General features: G+C 63.8%; 13 protein-coding genes (1 of these 13 running past the window's edge). 10 read left to right on the top strand and 3 right to left on the bottom strand.

The window, feature by feature from the left end:
- Window positions 1-2: 2 nt before the first annotated feature.
- On the bottom strand, window positions 3-752 hold the full coding sequence (gene ubiG / locus NKI25_RS05750) for a bifunctional 2-polyprenyl-6-hydroxyphenol methylase/3-demethylubiquinol 3-O-methyltransferase UbiG (protein WP_254816707.1): 750 nt from the start codon (window positions 750-752) through the stop codon (window positions 3-5).
- A gap of 214 nt (window positions 753-966) precedes the next feature.
- Between ubiG and NKI25_RS05745 the strand changes: the two genes are divergently transcribed.
- From NKI25_RS05745 to NKI25_RS05705, 9 genes are all read left to right on the top strand, one after another.
- Entirely contained in the window at window positions 967-1,536 is a 570-nt protein-coding gene (locus NKI25_RS05745) for a putative glycolipid-binding domain-containing protein (RefSeq protein WP_352594824.1), read from the top strand.
- Between the two features lie 198 nt (window positions 1,537-1,734).
- Entirely contained in the window at window positions 1,735-2,988 is a 1,254-nt protein-coding gene (locus NKI25_RS05740; RefSeq protein ID WP_352998238.1) for an aspartate kinase, read from the top strand.
- Window positions 2,989-3,169: 181 nt separating this feature from the next.
- A complete protein-coding gene (ptsP, locus tag NKI25_RS05735; RefSeq protein WP_352594827.1) occupies window positions 3,170-5,440 on the top strand; it encodes a phosphoenolpyruvate--protein phosphotransferase in 2,271 nt (756 codons plus the stop codon).
- Window positions 5,441-5,448: 8 nt separating this feature from the next.
- Window positions 5,449-6,528, top strand: a complete 1,080-nt coding sequence (gene prfA / locus NKI25_RS05730) for a peptide chain release factor 1 (protein ID WP_352594829.1) — start codon at window positions 5,449-5,451, stop codon at window positions 6,526-6,528.
- Complete coding sequence (gene prmC, locus NKI25_RS05725; RefSeq protein ID WP_352998237.1) at window positions 6,521-7,399, top strand: peptide chain release factor N(5)-glutamine methyltransferase; 879 nt, start codon at window positions 6,521-6,523, stop codon at window positions 7,397-7,399. Before prfA ends, prmC begins: the two co-directional genes overlap by 8 nt.
- Before the next feature lie 331 nt (window positions 7,400-7,730).
- Window positions 7,731-8,693, top strand: coding sequence for a DUF4167 domain-containing protein (locus NKI25_RS05720; protein WP_352570513.1), 963 nt, complete (start codon window positions 7,731-7,733; stop codon window positions 8,691-8,693).
- A 238-nt stretch (window positions 8,694-8,931) separates the two neighbouring features.
- Window positions 8,932-11,538, top strand: a complete 2,607-nt coding sequence (gene clpB, locus NKI25_RS05715; protein WP_352646612.1) for an ATP-dependent chaperone ClpB — start codon at window positions 8,932-8,934, stop codon at window positions 11,536-11,538.
- 145 nt (window positions 11,539-11,683) lie between these two features.
- Window positions 11,684-12,049 carry an MmcQ/YjbR family DNA-binding protein gene (locus NKI25_RS05710; protein WP_352998236.1) on the top strand — a complete coding sequence of 122 codons (366 nt, stop codon included), beginning with the start codon at window positions 11,684-11,686 and terminating at the stop codon, window positions 12,047-12,049.
- Window positions 12,050-12,286: 237 nt separating this feature from the next.
- Window positions 12,287-13,768, top strand: coding sequence for a L,D-transpeptidase family protein (locus NKI25_RS05705; protein WP_352577123.1), 1,482 nt, complete (start codon window positions 12,287-12,289; stop codon window positions 13,766-13,768).
- Between the two features lie 21 nt (window positions 13,769-13,789).
- Here NKI25_RS05705 and NKI25_RS05700 read toward each other — a convergent pair whose 3' ends face one another.
- Window positions 13,790-14,422, bottom strand: a complete 633-nt coding sequence (locus tag NKI25_RS05700) for a TMEM175 family protein (protein ID WP_352998235.1) — start codon at window positions 14,420-14,422, stop codon at window positions 13,790-13,792.
- Between the two features lie 168 nt (window positions 14,423-14,590).
- Between NKI25_RS05700 and NKI25_RS05695 the strand changes: the two genes are divergently transcribed.
- A complete protein-coding gene (locus NKI25_RS05695) occupies window positions 14,591-16,156 on the top strand; it encodes an MFS transporter (protein ID WP_352998234.1) in 1,566 nt (521 codons plus the stop codon).
- 17 nt (window positions 16,157-16,173) lie between these two features.
- Here the strand turns inward: NKI25_RS05695 and NKI25_RS05690 are convergent, their stop codons facing one another.
- Window positions 16,174-17,537, bottom strand: the 3' portion of a protein-coding gene (locus NKI25_RS05690) for a M23 family metallopeptidase (protein WP_352998233.1). Its footprint extends 595 nt past the window's final position; only the last 1,364 of its 1,959 coding nucleotides appear in the window; the start codon falls outside the window, past its right edge; its stop codon occupies window positions 16,174-16,176.

The raw sequence follows: 17,537 nt of genomic DNA, 5'->3' as shown, positions 1-17,537 counted from the left end.
CTTCAGACGGATGCCTTCTCCGCCAGCACCATGTAGTTGACGTCCATGTCCTTCGAGCGCTGCCAGCGGTCGGCGAGCGGGTTGTAGGTGACGCCGGTGCGGTCGATGACGGTCAGGCCGGCGCCGGCAAGCGCCTTTTCCAGTTCCTCGGGGCGCACCAGCTTGCCGAACTGGTGGGTGCCGCGTGGCAGCCAACGCAGCACATATTCGGCGCCGATGATGGCCAGGCCCAGGGCCTTCAGCGTGCGGTTGATGGTGGCGACGAACATGATGCCGCCAGGCTTGACCATCTCGCCGCATTTGGCCAGGAACAGATCGACATCGGCGACATGCTCGACCACTTCCATGTTGAGGATGACGTCGAATTTTTCGCCGGCATCGGCAAGATCTTCCGCGGTCGTGGCGCGATAATCCACGCTCACGCCGACTTCCGCCGCATGCAGCTTGGCCACTTCGATGTTGGTGGCGGAGGCATCGGCGCCGACCACTTCGGCGCCAAGCCGCGCCATCGGCTCGCACAAAAGCCCGCCGCCGCAGCCGATGTCAAGGAAGCGCAGGCCTTCGAACGGCCGTGCCGCACGCGGATCGCGGCCGAAGCGGGCCGCCACCTGGTCGCGGATATAGGCAAGCCGGATCGGGTTGAACTTGTGCAACGGGCGGAACTTGCCGTTCGGGTTCCACCATTCGGCGGCAAGGGCGGAAAAGCGTTCCACCTCTCCGGCATCGATCGTCGATCGTCGGGGCTCTGGCATGGCGTGGTCTCCTCGGACGCTAGGAAGTCGGGCGCGAGGCTGCGAATGTCAAGGCGCGAAATTCACCGCCGGCGGTGCGATGCGCGCGATGCCTTCCGGCGCCGCCTTTTGCCGGCTGCATTTGTGTCAGCACGTGTCAGTTGATGGTGTGCCGGAAGGAAACGCCTAGGCTTTGGCGGACGAAGCAGAGACATCGGGTTCGGAGGAGTGCGCAATGATGCGAGCGGTTGCTTCCATTCTTTGGCGCCGGCTTGACCAGGAAGGCCACGACGCTTGCCTTCTGTCGGAATCGGGCTCTGGGTGGAACCTCAGGGGACAGGCGCTTTTCGTCCAGGACGGCGAGCCGTGCAGCATCGCCTACGAGGCGGACTGCGACGCCGATTGGCATACACGATCGGCGCGCGCCGACGGCTTTCTCGGCACGCAAGAGCTGCATTACAGGATCGACCGGCTGACCGAGCGCCAATGGACGCTGAACGGCGAGCATCAAGCGGAAGTCGACGGTCTCATCGATGTCGATCTCGGCTTCACGCCCGCAACGAACCTTTTGGCGCTTCGCCGTTTTGCCCTCGATGTCGGCACGGCGACGCCCGCCCCGGCGGCCTATCTGACATTTCCCGAACTCAGGCTCGTTCGCCTCGAGCAAACCTATCAGCGCGTCGATGCTGCACATTACGCCTATGCCGCCCCGATGTTCGGCTACCACGAGACACTGGAGGTCTCGCCGCTCGGTTTCGTCCTCGATTATCCGCGCCTGTGGAGAGCCACGGCACAGCTGGGCTGAAGCGAGCGGCATTTGCCAAGAGGCAGTGCAGGCGTGACGCTGTGCTCGTGTGTCGCCTGGCCGGCAGCGGCGGCACGCCTTGCGAAACCGCAATCATTTGGCTAAGGAGGCCGCGCATCGAGCGCCCGGCCACAGCTTGGCGCATTTTTCCGCTTTTCGGCCTTCGGTCCGGCATCCAGTCAAAGGCATTTCGCTTCTATGGCGCGCATCGTGATGAAATTCGGCGGAACCTCCGTCGCCGACATCGCCCGCATCCGCAATGTGGCGCGTCATGTCAAACGCGAGGTCGACGCCGGCCATGAGGTCGCCGTCGTGGTCTCGGCGATGGCCGGCAAGACCAACGAGCTCGTGCAATGGACGCGCGAGGCCTCGCCGATGCACGATGCGCGTGAATATGACGCCGTCGTCGCCGCCGGCGAGCAGGTCACCGCCGGCTTGCTGGCGATCGCGCTGCAGAATATCGGCGTGCATGCCCGTTCCTGGCAGGGCTGGCAGATCCCGATCAAGACCGACAACGCGCATGGCGCGGCGCGCATTCTCGATATCGACGGCGGATTCCTGATCAAGCGCTTCGGCGAAGGCCAGGTGGCGGTGGTCGCCGGTTTCCAAGGCATCGGGCCGGACAACCGGATCGCAACGCTCGGCCGCGGCGGTTCCGATACCAGCGCAGTCGCCATCGCGGCAGCGGTCAAGGCCGACCGCTGCGATATCTACACCGACGTCGACGGGGTCTATACGACCGATCCGCGCATCGAGCCGAAGGCGCGGCGGCTGGCCAAGATTTCGTTCGAGGAAATGCTCGAAATGGCCTCGCTCGGCGCCAAGGTCCTGCAGGTGCGCTCGGTCGAGCTTGCCATGGTGCACAGGGTGCGTACTTTCGTGCGGTCGTCCTTCGACGATCCCGACGCACCAGGAATGGGGGATTTGCTTAATCCGCCGGGAACGCTTATTTGCGACGAGGAAGAGATCGTGGAACAGCAGGTCGTCACCGGAATTGCCTACGCCAAGGACGAGGCGCAGATTTCGTTGCGCCGCGTCGGCGATCGGCCGGGCGTCGCCGCCGGCATTTTCGGGCCGCTGGCCGAGGCCAACATCAATGTCGACATGATCGTCCAGAATATCTCCGAGGACGGCAAGTTCACTGACATGACCTTCACCGTGCCATCCGGCGACGTCGACAAGGCGCTCGCCGTGCTCGAGCGGCTGAAGGCGACGATCGGCTACGACGTGGTGCAGTCGGAAGCCGGCATGTCGAAGGTCTCGGTCATCGGCATCGGCATGCGCAGCCATGCCGGCGTCGCCGCTACCGCCTTCAAGGCGCTTGCCGACCGCGCGATCAACATCCGCGCCATCACGACGTCCGAAATCAAGATTTCGATCCTGATCGACGGTCCCTATACGGAACTAGCAGTTCGCACTTTGCATTCCGTGTACGGTCTGGATAAGCAGTAGCGGACTGCATCGGCCCGAAAATCGGAATCGATTTTCGGAAGGCAGGATGCAGCGGATCGAAAATCTTGGAGCGGTCTTTATGCGTCCAATTGGACGATGGCGCTCTAATTGAGTTGTTGCGTTTGTGCCGCTGTGCAGGGCAACCTGCACCGGTTGAAACGCTATTGGAGAAGAAGCCGCGATGCGTGATTCGGCCAGTGGCCCGCGCGTTTTGCTGAAACGGCTCCGCGAGCTCATGCAAGAGCCGCTGGAGCCGCAGGAGCGGCTTGACCGAATCGTGCGCGACATCGCCTCCAACATGGTTGCCGAGGTTTGCTCGCTCTATGTGCTGCGCGCCGATTCGGTGCTCGAACTCTACGCCACCGAAGGCCTGAACCCGAACGCCGTCCACCTGGCGCAGCTCAGGCTGGGGCAAGGCCTGGTCGGCACGATCGCGGCCTCGGCGCGGCCGCTCAACCTCTCCAACGCACAGGAGCATCCTGCCTTCGCCTACCTGCCGGAGACAGGGGAAGAGATATACAATTCCTTCCTCGGCGTGCCGGTGCTGCGGGCAGGGCGGACACTCGGCGTCCTGGTCGTGCAGAACAAGACCATGCGCCATTATCGCGACGACGAGGTCGAGGCGCTGGAAACGACGGCGATGGTGATCGCCGAGATGATCGCCACCGGCGATCTGGAGCGGCTGACAAGGCCCGGCCTAGAGCTCGATCTGCGCCGCCCGGTAAGCTTTACCGGCCTGTCCTTCAACGAAGGCGTCGGGCTCGGCCATGTGGTGCTGCACGAGCCGCGCATCGTCGTCACCAATCTTTTCAACGAGGACAGCGAGGAAGAGGTCAGGCGGCTCGACGCCTCCCTCGGCTCGCTCCGGCTCTCCATCGACGACATGCTGGAGCGCCGCGACGTCGCCTTCGAGGGCGAGCATCGCCAGGTGCTCGAAGCCTATCGCATGTTCGCCAACGACCGCGGCTGGGTGCGCCGGCTCGAGGAGGCGATCCGCAACGGCCTGACGGCCGAAGCGGCGGTCGAAAAGGTGCAGAGCGACATGCGTGCCCGCATGCTGCACATGACCGATCCGTATCTGCGCGAACGGATGAGCGATTTCGACGATCTCGCCAATCGGCTGCTGCGGCAGCTGATGGGGCGCGGACCGGAGGACGTCGCGGCCTCGCTGCCCAAGGACGCCATCATCGTCGCCCGCTCCATGGGTGCTGCGGAGCTGCTCGATTATCCCAGGGACAAGCTGCGCGGGCTGGTGCTGGAGGACGGCGCCGCGACCAGCCATGTCGTCATCGTGGCGCGGGCCATGGGCATACCGGTCGCCGGCCAGATGAAGGGCGCCGTTTCCATGGCGGAAAACGGCGATGCCATCATCGTCGACGGCGAGGAAGGCGCGATCCATCTGCGCCCGCAGCCCGACCTCGAGGCGGCCTATGCCGAGAAAGTGCGTTTCCGGGCGCGGCGGCAGGAGGTCTACCGCGAGCTTCGCAAGAAGCCGTCGGTGACTAAGGACGGTGTCCAGGTCGACCTTCTGATGAATGCCGGGCTGGCGGTCGACCTGCCGCAACTGGCCGAAGCGGGCGCGGCCGGCATCGGCCTGTTCCGCACCGAGCTGCAATTCATGGTCGCCTCGACCTTTCCGCGCGCGGAAGCCCAGGAGCGCTTGTACCGTGACGTGCTCGAGGCGGCGCGCGACAAGCCGGTGACGTTCCGCACCATCGATATTGGCGGCGACAAGGTGCTGCCCTATTTCAAGGGCTCGATCCAGGAGGAGAACCCGGCGCTCGGCTGGCGCGCCATCCGCCTGACGCTCGACCGGCCTGGCCTGCTGCGCACCCAGATCCGCGCGCTGCTCAAGGCGTGCGGCGGGCGCGAACTGAAGCTGATGCTGCCAATGGTGACGGAACTCGGTGAGATCGCGCAGGCGCGCGAGATCATCGATCGCGAGGTCCGGCATTTGTCGCGCTTTGCCCATCATTTGCCGACCAGCCTTAAGGTGGGGGCGATGCTGGAGGTGCCGTCGCTGCTGTTCCAGCTCGACGAGTTGATGAAGGCGGTCGATTTCGTCTCGGTCGGCTCGAACGACCTGTTCCAGTTCGTCATGGCGGTGGACCGTGGCAATACCCAATTGTCCGACCGCTTCGACCCGCTGTCGACGCCGTTCCTGCGTGTTTTGAGGCAAATTGCCGATGCCGGGGCTCGCAACCAGACGCCGGTGACCCTGTGCGGCGAACTTGCCGGCAAGCCGATCTCGGCGATGGCGCTGATCGGCCTTGGCTATCGCTCGATCTCGATGTCGCCGGCATCGATCGGCCCGGTCAAGGCGATGCTGACGGAACTGCCGCTCAGCGAGTTGGAAGCGTTCTTCGACGACAATCTGATGGCGCCGGCGCATGGCCTGCCGATGCGGGCGCTGCTGCAAGCCTTTGCCGACGACCGCTCGATACCGCTGTAGACTTCGCCATGATCAACCTGCCCCGCGACCGTATGGATCAAGTCGTCAAGCGTTTCGACATGCTCGAAGCGCAGATGTCGGCCGGGCCAGCGCCGGACGCCTATGTCAGGATGGCCTCCGAATATGCCGACATCCAGGAGATGGTGGCAAAGATCAGGGCACTGCGCGCCGCGGAGCACGAACAGGGCGATCTGGAGGCGATGCTCGCCGACAAGGGCACCGACGCCGAGATGCGGGCCTTGGCCGAGGCCGACCTGCCGGAGGTCAAGCATCGCATCGAGGCGCTGCAGAAGGACATCCAGATCCTGCTCTTGCCCAAGGATGCCGCCGACGACAAGAACGCCATCCTCGAGATCCGCGCCGGCACCGGCGGCGACGAGGCGGCGCTTTTCGCCGGCGACCTGTTTCGCATGTACGAGCGCTATGCCGCGGCGCATGGCTGGCGTTTCGAGACGGTGTCGGCCAGCGAGGGTGAGGTCGGCGGCTACAAGGAAATCATCGCGACCGTTTCGGGCAAGGGCGTCTTTGCCCATCTGAAGTTCGAATCCGGCGTGCACCGGGTGCAGCGCGTGCCGACGACCGAGGCGGGCGGACGCATTCATACCTCGGCGGCGACGGTCGCGGTGCTGCCGGAAGCCGAAGAGGTCGACATCGAGATCAGGGCCGATGACATCCGCATCGACACGATGCGCGCCTCGGGTTCCGGCGGCCAGCACGTCAACACCACCGATTCGGCCGTGCGCATCACCCATCTGCCGACCGGCATCATGGTGGTGCAGGCGGAAAAGTCGCAGCACCAGAACCGGGCGAAGGCCATGCAGATCTTGCGCGCCAGGCTCTACGACCTCGAGCGCAGCAAGGCGGACGAGGAACGTTCCGAATCGCGCAAGTCGCAGGTCGGCTCGGGCGACCGCTCGGAACGCATCCGCACCTATAATTTTCCGCAGGGTCGCGTCACCGATCATCGTATCAACCTGACGCTCTATAAGCTCGACCGGGTGATGATGGGCGAACTCGACGAGATCATCGACGCGCTGATAGCCGATCACCAGTCGAAGCTGCTCGCCGATATCGGCATCGATGGCTGACAGCCTGCCCGCCACGCTGGCGCCGCTGCTGCGGGAGGCGCGAAACCGGCTCGCCGCAGCCGGGATCGCGGATCCGGCGCTCGATGCCAGGCTGATCGTCGAGCATTTTTCCGGCACCAGTCGCACGCAGGCCATCGCCGATCCCGGGCGCGCTGTCGATACGGACGTGACGGCGGTAATCGAAGCCGCCTTGCGGCGGCGCATCGCCGGCGAGCCGGTACACCGGATCCTTGGCTACCGCGAATTCTACGGCTTGCGCCTTTCGCTTTCGCCGCAAACGCTGGAGCCGCGGCCGGATACCGAAACGCTGGTCGAGGCTATACTGCCCTTCGTCAAGGCAATGGCGGCACGCGAGGGCGGCTGCCGCATCCTCGATCTAGGGACCGGTACCGGTGCCATCGCGCTGGCGCTGCTCAGCGCCGTTCCGGCCGCGACCGCCACCGGCGTTGACATTTCGCAGGAGGCGCTGGCCACAGCCATGCGTAATGCCGGGGAATTGGGGCTCGTCGGCCGGTTCACGCCGGTCAAATCCGACTGGTTTGAAAAAGTTTCTGGCCTGTACCATGTAATTGTCGCAAACCCTCCCTATATACCCTTAGACGACATTGGAAATCTGCAGGACGAGGTCCGCGGTTTCGATCCACGCCAGGCCCTCGATGGCGGCGTGGACGGTCTGAGCCCCTACAGGAAGATCGCCGCGGGAGCGGCAGCGTATTTGGAACTCCAAGGCAGGATTGCGGTCGAGATCGGCCATACGCAGCACCAACAGGTTACGGAGATATTCTCCGCGGCCGGGTACCGTTCGGTCGGGGTGTTTCGTGATCTCGGCGGAAACGACAGAGTTCTTGTGTTCGAACGGTGGAAGCCGTGATGCAGTGCGAAAAAAGCGCTTGGCAATACCGGGGAATGCGGCTAGGGTCGCGTTAACCGGATGAGACGAAGCAGGCAGTGCTCTTAGCGATTCGGTTTTCCTTGGAAATAGCTGCCTTCTTGCGCAAACGACGCCCAAGCTTCGTGCGGGAATCGTCCGGCAAGTGAAGTAACCGGAACAGGATGGCACGTGGCGCCAACGCAATTGATGCGGGCGAACGCCGGTGAAGGAACGAAACGGCTGGCCGTATGAGCGCCTCCGTTCGTGAAGAGTTTTTCGAAAATTTCAAAGTGAAGAGAGTCTAATGAGGCCACAACAGCAAAACAGGCGCATGCGCGGTCGCAACAACAGTGGCGGCGGCGGCAACAACAATAACAACAACAATCGTAAGGGGCCGAATCCCCTGACGCGTAACTATGAGAGCAACGGCCCGGACGTGAAGATCCGCGGATCGGCTCAGCAGATTGCCGAGAAGTACGCAACCCTTGCCCGTGACGCGCAAAGCTCCGGCGACCGGGTGATGGCGGAAAACTATCTCCAGCATGCAGAGCACTATAACCGCATCATCGCAGCCGCTCAGGCGCAGATGCCGATCCAGAACGCCCAGCAGAATCGCGACGATTTCGACGATGACGGCGACGAGGATCGCGACGAGTTCGACAATGCCGGCAACAACAATGCCAACGAGACGTCGGGTTCGGCGGTCAATCACGGGGCCGGCCCGCAGCCGGTCATCGATGGCACGCCGGCCGAGCTGGCGCTGAACCAGGAAAACAGCCGCGACAATCGGGGCGGCCGCGATAACCGTGACGGACGCGACAACAATGGCGGACGCCACCGCGACCGTCGCCCCAATGGCGGTTACGGCCAGAACGGCCAGCGCGGCGAGTATGGCGCGCGCGGCGAGCAGCAGGGTGGACAGCGCGTCGAACAGCCACGGCGCGACGAGACGCCGGCGCAGGCGGAGCCCGTGCCGGCCGCTGAGCCGGTCTTTGTGAGCGAGCCCGCACCGCAATTCGAAAACCTTTCGCCAGCGGGTCTCGCCGCCCAGGCCGAGCTCAACGAAGCCGCGGCCGAAAACAGCCCGGCACGCCGCCCCAGGCGTCCGCGCCGTCCGCGGCTCGATGTCGAACCGGCAAATGGCGGCAACGACAACGCCGGCCGTGACAGTGCCGAGACAAGCAGTGCCGAGACAAGCAATGCCGAGACTGGCAATACCGACGCTGGCAATGTCGATGCAGCGCCGGCTGAAGGCCCCGGCGGTCAAGCTGTGATCGCAGACGTCGAGAATTGATCGGAAAAACGTTCAGCCGATCTTAGCGCATCCTTTACCCTGGACGGCGGAGAGAAATCTCCGCCGTTTTTGTTTTGCGCGCTCGGAATATTATGCATTCGCCAGTGTCGAGGCGTCTTGAGGGTCTGTGGTTTGCGTCCCATATCTTGCGTGAACAGGACCCGGCTCGAACGGGCGGGTCCGTCACCGCAATCTGATCCGGTGCCGCGAAGCGGGCCGGTGACGGAAGGAGACAGGCATGAATCTTGAAAAATATTCCGAGCGCGTGCGCGGCTTTATCCAGTCCGCGCAAACCATGGCGCTTTCCCGCAATCACCAGCAATTCACCCCCGAGCATATCCTCAAGGTCCTTGTCGATGACGACGAGGGCCTGGCTGCGTCGCTGATCGAGCGCGCCGGCGGCAATGTCCGTGACGTCAAGCTCGGCGTCGAAACGGCACTGGAGGCAATGCCCAAGGTCGAGGGCGGCAATGGCCAGCTCTATCTGGCGCAGCCGCTGGCAAAGGTGTTTTCGACCGCCGAGGAACTGGCCAAGAAGGCCAGTGACAGCTTCGTTACCGTCGAACGGCTATTGCAGGCGCTGGCCATGGAAAAATCGGCCAAGACCGCCGACATCCTGTCCAAGGCGGGTGTCACGCCGCAGGCGCTGAACCAGGTCATCAACGACGTACGCAAAGGTCGCACTGCCGATTCGGCGAGCGCCGAGCAGGGCTACGACGCGCTGAAGAAATACGCGCGCGACCTGACGGCGGACGCCCGCGCGGGCAAGCTCGATCCGGTCATCGGCCGCGACGACGAAATCCGCCGCACCATCCAGGTGCTGTCGCGCCGCACCAAGAACAACCCAGTGCTGATCGGCGAACCCGGCGTCGGCAAGACGGCGATCGCCGAAGGGCTGGCGCTGCGCATCGTCAATGGCGATGTGCCGGAATCGCTCAAGGACAAGCAGCTGATGGCGCTCGACATGGGGTCGCTGATCGCCGGCGCCAAATACCGCGGCGAGTTCGAGGAGCGGCTGAAGGCGGTGCTTTCCGAAGTCACGTCTGCCGCCGGCGGCATCATTCTGTTCATCGACGAGATGCACACGCTTGTCGGTGCCGGCAAGGCGGATGGCGCCATGGACGCGTCGAACCTGCTGAAGCCGGCGCTCGCCCGCGGCGAACTGCACTGCGTCGGCGCCACCACGCTCGACGAGTACCGCAAGCATGTCGAGAAGGATGCGGCCCTTGCCCGCCGCTTCCAGCCGGTCTTCGTCAATGAGCCGACGGTCGAAGACACCGTCTCGATCCTGCGCGGCCTGAAAGAGAAATACGAGCAGCACCACAAGGTGCGCATCTCGGATTCGGCGCTGGTCGCGGCCGCTACACTGTCAAACCGTTACATCGCCGACCGCTTCCTGCCGGACAAGGCGATCGATCTCGTCGACGAGGCCGCGTCGCGGCTCCGCATGCAGGTCGATTCGAAGCCCGAGGCGCTGGACGAGATCGATCGCCGCATCATGCAGCTCAAGATCGAGCGCGAGGCGCTGAAGGTCGAGAAGGACGATGCCTCGAAGGACCGGCTCGCCCGGCTTGAGAAGGAACTCTCGAACCTGGAGGAGGAATCGACCGAGCTGACCTCGAAATGGCAGGCCGAGAAGCAGAAGCTCGGGCTTGCCGCCGACCTCAAGAAGCAGCTCGACGAGGCGCGCAACGAACTTGCCATTGCCCAGCGCAAGGGCGAATTCCAGCGCGCCGGCGAACTTGCCTATGGCAAGATCCCGGAACTCGAAAAGCAGCTGAAGCAGGCCGAAGCCAGGGATGGCAAGGCCGGCATGGTCGAAGAAGTGGTCGGCCCCGATCATGTCGCCCATATCGTCTCGCGCTGGACGGGGATCCCGGTCGACAAGATGCTGGAAGGCGAGCGCGACAAGCTGTTGCGCATGGAAGACGAGATCGGCAAGCGCGTCGTCGGCCAGGGCGAGGCGGTGCAGGCAGTGTCGAAAGCGGTGCGCCGTGCGCGCGCCGGCCTGCAGGACCCGAACCGGCCGCTCGGCTCGTTCATGTTCCTCGGACCGACGGGCGTCGGCAAGACCGAATTGACCAAGGCGCTGGCCAGCTTCCTGTTCGACGACGAGAGCGCCATGGTGCGCATCGACATGTCGGAGTTCATGGAGAAGCACTCGGTCGCCCGGCTGATCGGCGCGCCTCCCGGCTATGTCGGCTACGAGGAAGGCGGCGCGCTGACCGAAGCGGTGCGGCGCCGGCCCTATCAGGTCGTGCTGTTCGACGAGATCGAGAAGGCGCATCCTGATGTCTTCAACGTGCTGCTGCAGGTGCTCGACGACGGCCGGCTGACCGATGGGCAGGGCCGCACGGTCGATTTCCGCAACACGCTGATCATCATGACATCGAACCTCGGCGGCGAATATCTGGTCAATCTCGGCGAGGACCAGGATGTCGACGTCGTGCGCGACGAGGTGATGAATGTCGTCAGGGCTTCGTTCCGGCCGGAATTCCTCAACCGCATCGACGAGGTAATCCTGTTCCACCGGCTGCGCCGGCAGGATATGGGTCGTATCGTCGAGATCCAGCTCAAGCGCCTGGAAAACCTGCTTGTCGACCGCAAGATCGCGCTTTCGCTCGATCAGGAGGCGATCGACTGGCTAGCGGCCAAGGGTTACGACCCGGCCTATGGCGCGCGGCCGCTGAAGCGGGTGATGCAGAAGGAATTGCAGGACCCGCTGGCGGAAAAGATCCTGCTCGGCGAGATCCTCGACGGCTCGACCGTCAAGGTCACCGCTGGGTCCGACCGCTTGAACTTCCGCTCGAAGCCGGCAGTCGTGGCAACCGAAGCGGCCGCCTGAGCTCAAGCCAAGAGCCTGTTCCATCCCGATCGAATCGGGATGGAATTCCTATCTTCAATCTCGACCATGATCCTTTCCGAAAAACCGGCATACCCTTTTGTTACGCCGGCCTTCGGTTCATGGTCTGAAACTTGGTGGGGCGCAGATGACGTTGGACGACTACAATAGTTTCTGCGTCTCGCTGCCTTCGACGATCCATGTCGTGCAGTGGGGCGGCGCCCATGTCTGGAAGGTCGGCGGCAAGGTCTTCGCGATCGGCGGCTGGAGTGAGGGCAAGGAGCCGTTCGTTACCTTCAAATGCTCCGACATCGCCTATGACGTGCTGAGGGAGCAGCCGGGCCTTCGGCCCGCGCCCTATCTTGCCTCACGCGGCATGAAATGGATCCAGCGCCAGACCGGCGAAAGCATGGATGATGGCGCGCTGAAGGATTACCTGCGCGAAAGCCACCGTCTTGTCGTGCTGAAGCTGACGAAGCAGGCGCGCAAGGAATTGCGGCTCGCTGCCGGTTAATCGGTCAGAAATCCGCCATCTTCATGCCCGGTTCATATTGGAACCTTATCGTTGGCAACTGATTTGCTGGCGAAGGGGTTCGCCTACCACATCGGCCCGAAATCGAGTTTTGATTTTCGCAAAGCACGATGCGGAGATTTAAAGCGTTAGAGCGTCCTTTGCGCGTCGAAAAGACGCGCGGCGCTTTGAAGAGACAATGCCGGCGGCGGCAATTACGGACCGGAGAATTTGGCCATCATGTTGCGCACCATCTTCACCCTTTCAGCGCTTGCTGCCGGGCTGCTGGCGTCGAATGCGATGGCCTCGCCAATAGTGGATACCGCGCCACGGGTGGTTCGTGCCGCCAATGGCGGCGGCATTCTTGTCGCCCAGAACGGCAATCTCGATATCTACTACGATGCCAGGGGAAACCGCGTCATCGTCGATGCGGAGACCGGCAAGGTCATCGCCATCCAGCCGCCGCAGACCAGGCTCGACCGCCGCGCCTTGCGCCGCGAGCGCTTGCGCAACCTGGGACCGGTCGAGGACGACCCCTATTATCTCGACGACCCTGAGGACACGGCGCGGTTCCGCCGCAGGCAGATGGAAGACGAGGGCAGGGTCATCATACCGCCGGCTGACGAGTACGACCCCTATGGCGACAATTCGGTGGAAGCCTTCCCCGAAGCGCCACGGGATGACGGCTACGGCAACGGTTATCCGGAGGCAGCGCAGCCGGTAAAGCCGCGCACCATCGAGCGCCAGCCGCTCAACGAGGCCTCGATCGAGCCGGTCGAGCCGACGGTGCCGAACGAGCAGGCGGCCTTACCGCCAGACACAGCCCCGCCGCCAAGCACTGGCGGCAAGACGGCGGTCGACCCGTCGCTTGCGCTCGGCGCCCGCGAGGACGTGGCGGCACTGCAGGTGCTGCTCGACCGTGCCGGTGCATCGCCCGGCGTCATCGACGGACGCTTCGGCTCGAATGTCGACAAGGCACTCGCCGCCTATAACGAAATCACCGGCAGCAATCTGAAATCGACCGACGCGGTCGGCATCCAGGCGGCCCTGGCGCAATCCGGTGGCGATGCCTTCGCCTCCTACACGATCACGCCCGAGGATGCGGCCGGCCCCTATGTCGCCTCGATACCGGAGGACTACAGCCAAAAGGCCCAGCTCGATCGGATGGGCTACACGTCGGTACCCGAAGCGCTGGCCGAGCGCTTCCATATGGATGAAACCTATCTGAACAAGCTCAATCCGGACGCCAATTTCAATCGTCCGGGCACCATCATCAAGGTCGCCAATTTCGGCAGGCTGGTGGCGACGCCGGTGGCGCGCATCATCGCCGACAAGTCCAATAAGCAGGTCCGCGCCTATGATGCTGCGGGCAAGCTGGTCGCAGCCTATCCGGCGACTATCGGCTCGTCCGACACGCCGTCGCCGTCCGGCACGCATGCGGTGTCGCGTGTCGCATTGGACCCGAACTACACCTACAACCCGAACATCAATTTCAAGCAGGGCGAAAACGACAGGATCCTGACCATCCCGCCGGGGCCGAACGGCCCGGTCGGCTCGGTCTGGATTGCGCTGGACAAGCCGACCTACGGCATTCACGGCACGCCGGATCCGTCCAAGATCGGCAAGACCGAAAGCCATGGCTGCGTGCGGCTGACCAATTGGGACGCGCGCGAGCTTGCCAAGATCGTGACGCCCGGCGTTATCGTGGAGTTCGTCGACTAAAGCGCAACGCCTTCGCCCGAATCACCCGATGACCTTGCGCAGCAGTGGCGCGCGCAGCGCTGCGGCATAGATCAGCTGCACCACCAGGATGAAGCCGACGCTGAGCAACGGGCTGATCAGGCAGAGTGCAGCGCCGACGGCCCACAGGATCTGTGCCTTGACGATGCGCAGATAGACCGTTCGGGTGGTCTCCGCGTCGACACCTTCGGCCAGAAATCCGTTTTTGTCCGCGTAGCGCCAACTGGCGACCAGCGTCAGTCCGAGCATCAAAAGATTGAACCAGTAGACGAGCACCGCAGTCCTGAATTCGAGGAAGTCGGCGAGAAGGTCGGTCGAGAACGGCAGCAAGGCGATGAAGCCGAGGAAACAGAGGTTCAGCGTGGCAAGCCGCCGGTCGGATTTTGCAATCAGCCCGTGTTGCGCCTGCTGGCCGAACCAGAAGATGGTCAGCGTCAGGAAGCTGAGCGCATAGGTCAGGAAGCGCGGCGCCAGTGCTGTGATCGCTGTGATCAACTCGCGTTCGGAATGCACCGTTTCATGCGCCGGCACCCTGATCTCGAGAACGATCAGGGTGAGCGCGATGGCGAACACGCCGTCGGTGATGCCGACGACGCGCCCGCGTCCTTCCGCCGAGGGTTCGAGCGGTCGTTTCATGCGGTATTTCCCCCTTGCCTGTAGCGCTGCGAGAAGCTTAGCACGGCACTTGCCGTTTGCACCCTGAGCGGCGTGATCCTGCCTGTGTGGCCAGGTTGGGCCTGGTTTCAACGAGAACAGCGTGCTGGCCGGTTGTCGCCGGCGCGCCGGCGATCTAGGTAAGGCGGCATGCACACGCCAACCAAAGTCGGTACCGGCGCCGTTCCCCTGACCGGCTCACTTCCCGCCGATACGTTCTGTCCGCAGGCGCAGCGGCGGTTCGTGCTGATCGCCGCGATCCTGGCTTCTGCGCTCGGCTTCATCGACGGGTCGGTCCTGGCCATTGCGACGCCGGCGATCCGCGTCGACCTCGGCGCCAGCCTCGCCGAGGCACAATGGATTTCCAATGCCTACGCATTGACACTCTCAGCCCTCATTCTCGTCGGCGGCGCCGCCGGCGATCGCTTCGGCCTGCGCCACTCCTTCGTCGCCGGCATCGTCCTGTTCATTGCCGCCTCGCTTGCCTGCGCGCTGGCGCCTAACCCGACGGTGCTTATTGCGTTTCGGGCTATCCAGGGTGTCGGAGCGGCCATCATGGTGCCGGGCAGCCTGGCCATTATCGCCAAAGCCTATCCGAAAAAGGAACGCGGCCGGGCGATCGGCATCTGGGCCGCAGCATCAGCACTGACGACGGCGCTCGGCCCGGTGCTGGGCGGCTTCGTGCTGTCGGCGTTCGGCGACGGCATCTGGCGGGCGATCTTCGCCATCAATCTGCCGCTCGGCCTTATCTCGGTCTATCTTCTGCTGGCCAAGGTCCCTGCCGACGCGCCGGCGGAAAAGCGCGGCCTCGATCTCGGCGGCGCTGCACTCGCCATATTGGCGTTCGGAGCTCTCGCTTACGGTCTGACCTCGATGAGCGGCGACGGGGAGGGGCTGATGTCCGGCCCGAGTATTGCCGCCGGTGCGGTTTTGCTCGTCGTGTTCATCGTCTTCGAGCGCCGGCGGCGCGAGCCGATGATCGAGCTGTCGTTGTTTCGAATCGGCGCGTTCGCGGGCGCCAATGTGGCGACCTTCTTCCTTTATTTCGCGCTGTCGGCCAATCTGTTCTATCTGCCGATGCTCATGATCGCCGGATGGGGGCTGAGCGCGGCCGAGGTCGGTTTCATCTTCCTGCCGCTTTCGGCATTGATCGCAGTGTTGTCCGGACCGGTCGGCCAGTGGTCCGACCGCATCGGGCCTCGCTTTCCGATCGCCAGCGGCAGTCTGGTGGTGGCTGTTGCCTTTGCCGGACTTGCCCTGCTGGCCTATTGGGGCATCCACAATTTCTGGATCGGGGTATTCCCGCTGATGGCTCTGATGGGGTTCGGCATGGCGCTGGTGGTATCGCCGCTGTCGACCGCCGTCATGACGGCGGTCGAGGACAAGGATACGGGTGCGGCCTCGGGCATCAACAACGCCGTCTCGCGCATCGGCGGCCTGATTGCCGTGGCGGCGATGGGATCGCTGGCGGCCTGGGTCTATGCTGGCGTGCTCGGCACCGCTGCCGGCTCCGGCATTCCGGGTTTCGGCGAACCGCCGCCAGCCGGCCTGGCGCCCGGCCTCGATACGGCACGACTTGCCGCCAGCGACGCGGCATTCGCCGCCGTTGCCGCGGTGACCGCGCTGCTTTGCCTGTTTTCGGCAATCACCGCGTGGACGACGGTTTCCGGCGAGCGGCTGCCATGGGCGCGCGACACGGCGAATCAGCAGGGCTGACGACGAAAAACGTCGGCTCAGCCTTCGATCTTGGCGCTCGCGACCTTCAACTGATTGCTGTCTTCCTGCTTGAGCAGGTCGTCGATGCGTTCGCGCTCGCGCTTGAAGGCGACGAGGTCGTCGCCCTTCAGCGTCTTACCGACCGGTAGGCGGACGCGCATCGAATCGACCTTTGTGCCGTTGACGATCAGTTCGTAATGAAGATGCGGACCGGTCGAGAGGCCGGTTGAGCCGAGGTAGCCGATAACCTGACCCTGGCGAACGCGAACACCCGGCTCGACGCCTTTGGCAAAGGCGCTCTGGTGATTGTAGGACGTCTCGTAGCCATTGGCGTGACGCAAGATAATCTGCTTGCCATAGCCACCGGCCCAGCCGGCTTTTTCGACGACGCCGTTGCCCGCGGCAATGATCGGCGATCCCACGGGAGCTGCCCAGTCGGTGCCGGTGTGCATTTTCACATACCCCAAAATGGGGTGACGCCTGGCACCGAACCCGGACGTAAACCGGCCATTGGGCAAGGGATTGCGCAGCAGAAACTGCTCGGCGCTGCTGCCGTTTTCGTCGAAGTAGTCGGTGCTGCCGTCCTGCATCTGGAAACGGTAGAAATTTCGCGTCGTGCCGCCGAAAGTCGCGGAGACGTAAAGCAGCTCGGATTCGTCAGACGCCTGGTCGTCGCCATCGGGCTGCGAGAACAGCACCTCGATGCGGTCCGTGGGATTGAGGCGCGACTGAAAGTCGACACTGGATGCCAGCAACTTGATCAGCCGTTGCGTCATCGCCTTGGACATGCCGTAGGAATAGGCGGTGCGGTAGATGCCGTCATAGATGTTCGGCAGATTGCCGCGCACTGTGGGCGCAGGCGAATCGTCGAACGCCGTCAGCAATTCGGGATTTGGCTCCGGCTCCTGCGCCGGCACGTACTGGTCGTGGTCGTCGAGCGCGATGGTGACGATGTGCTGGGTCCTGTCGTACACGCTGGTGCGAACGATCTTGGCGGCGTCGCCATGGACCTCGAGCCCAACGCGCAGCACGGTTCCTGCCTTGAGGGCCGTGGCATTCAGCAATTTGGCGATCGCCTCGGCCATCCCGGTTGCGTCGTCACCGGTATAGCCCGAATCGGCGAAGGCCTCGGCAATGTCGAGATCCTTGGTGAAGGGGATGATTTCCTCGGCGAAGGCCGGCGCCTGATCGTCGACCGCGGCACGCGGCGACACCGAGACGTTTTCCGGGACGATCTTGACGTCATAGGAGCCGGCCATGCTCTCGGCGAAGCCGTCACCGAACCGCTGTGGGTCGACATAGTGCAGCGACGCGACCTGGACGGCGCCGTCGCTCAGATCGGTGCCGGCCTCGTGCACCACCTTTTCCACCTCGTCGGCCG

The organism is Mesorhizobium sp. M0808 (assembly GCF_040320025.1).
In the GTDB taxonomy this organism is placed as follows: domain Bacteria; phylum Pseudomonadota; class Alphaproteobacteria; order Rhizobiales; family Rhizobiaceae; genus Mesorhizobium.
This window is presented reverse-complemented; position numbering and strand designations above follow the sequence as displayed.

Coding starts and splice junctions, on each gene's coding strand:
- NKI25_RS05710 (WP_352998236.1), top strand. CDS start 11,684: ATGACGTTGGACGACTACAATAGTTTCTGCGTCTCGCTGCCTTCGACG.
- clpB (WP_352646612.1), top strand. CDS start 8,932: ATGAATCTTGAAAAATATTCCGAGCGCGTGCGCGGCTTTATCCAGTCC.
- prfA (WP_352594829.1), top strand. CDS start 5,449: ATGATCAACCTGCCCCGCGACCGTATGGATCAAGTCGTCAAGCGTTTC.
- ptsP (WP_352594827.1), top strand. CDS start 3,170: ATGCGTGATTCGGCCAGTGGCCCGCGCGTTTTGCTGAAACGGCTCCGC.
- NKI25_RS05705 (WP_352577123.1), top strand. CDS start 12,287: ATGTTGCGCACCATCTTCACCCTTTCAGCGCTTGCTGCCGGGCTGCTG.
- NKI25_RS05720 (WP_352570513.1), top strand. CDS start 7,731: ATGCGCGGTCGCAACAACAGTGGCGGCGGCGGCAACAACAATAACAAC.
- NKI25_RS05700 (WP_352998235.1), bottom strand. CDS start 14,422: ATGAAACGACCGCTCGAACCCTCGGCGGAAGGACGCGGGCGCGTCGTC.
- prmC (WP_352998237.1), top strand. CDS start 6,521: ATGGCTGACAGCCTGCCCGCCACGCTGGCGCCGCTGCTGCGGGAGGCG.
- ubiG (WP_254816707.1), bottom strand. CDS start 752: ATGCCAGAGCCCCGACGATCGACGATCGATGCCGGAGAGGTGGAACGC.
- NKI25_RS05740 (WP_352998238.1), top strand. CDS start 1,735: ATGGCGCGCATCGTGATGAAATTCGGCGGAACCTCCGTCGCCGACATC.
- NKI25_RS05695 (WP_352998234.1), top strand. CDS start 14,591: ATGCACACGCCAACCAAAGTCGGTACCGGCGCCGTTCCCCTGACCGGC.
- NKI25_RS05745 (WP_352594824.1), top strand. CDS start 967: ATGATGCGAGCGGTTGCTTCCATTCTTTGGCGCCGGCTTGACCAGGAA.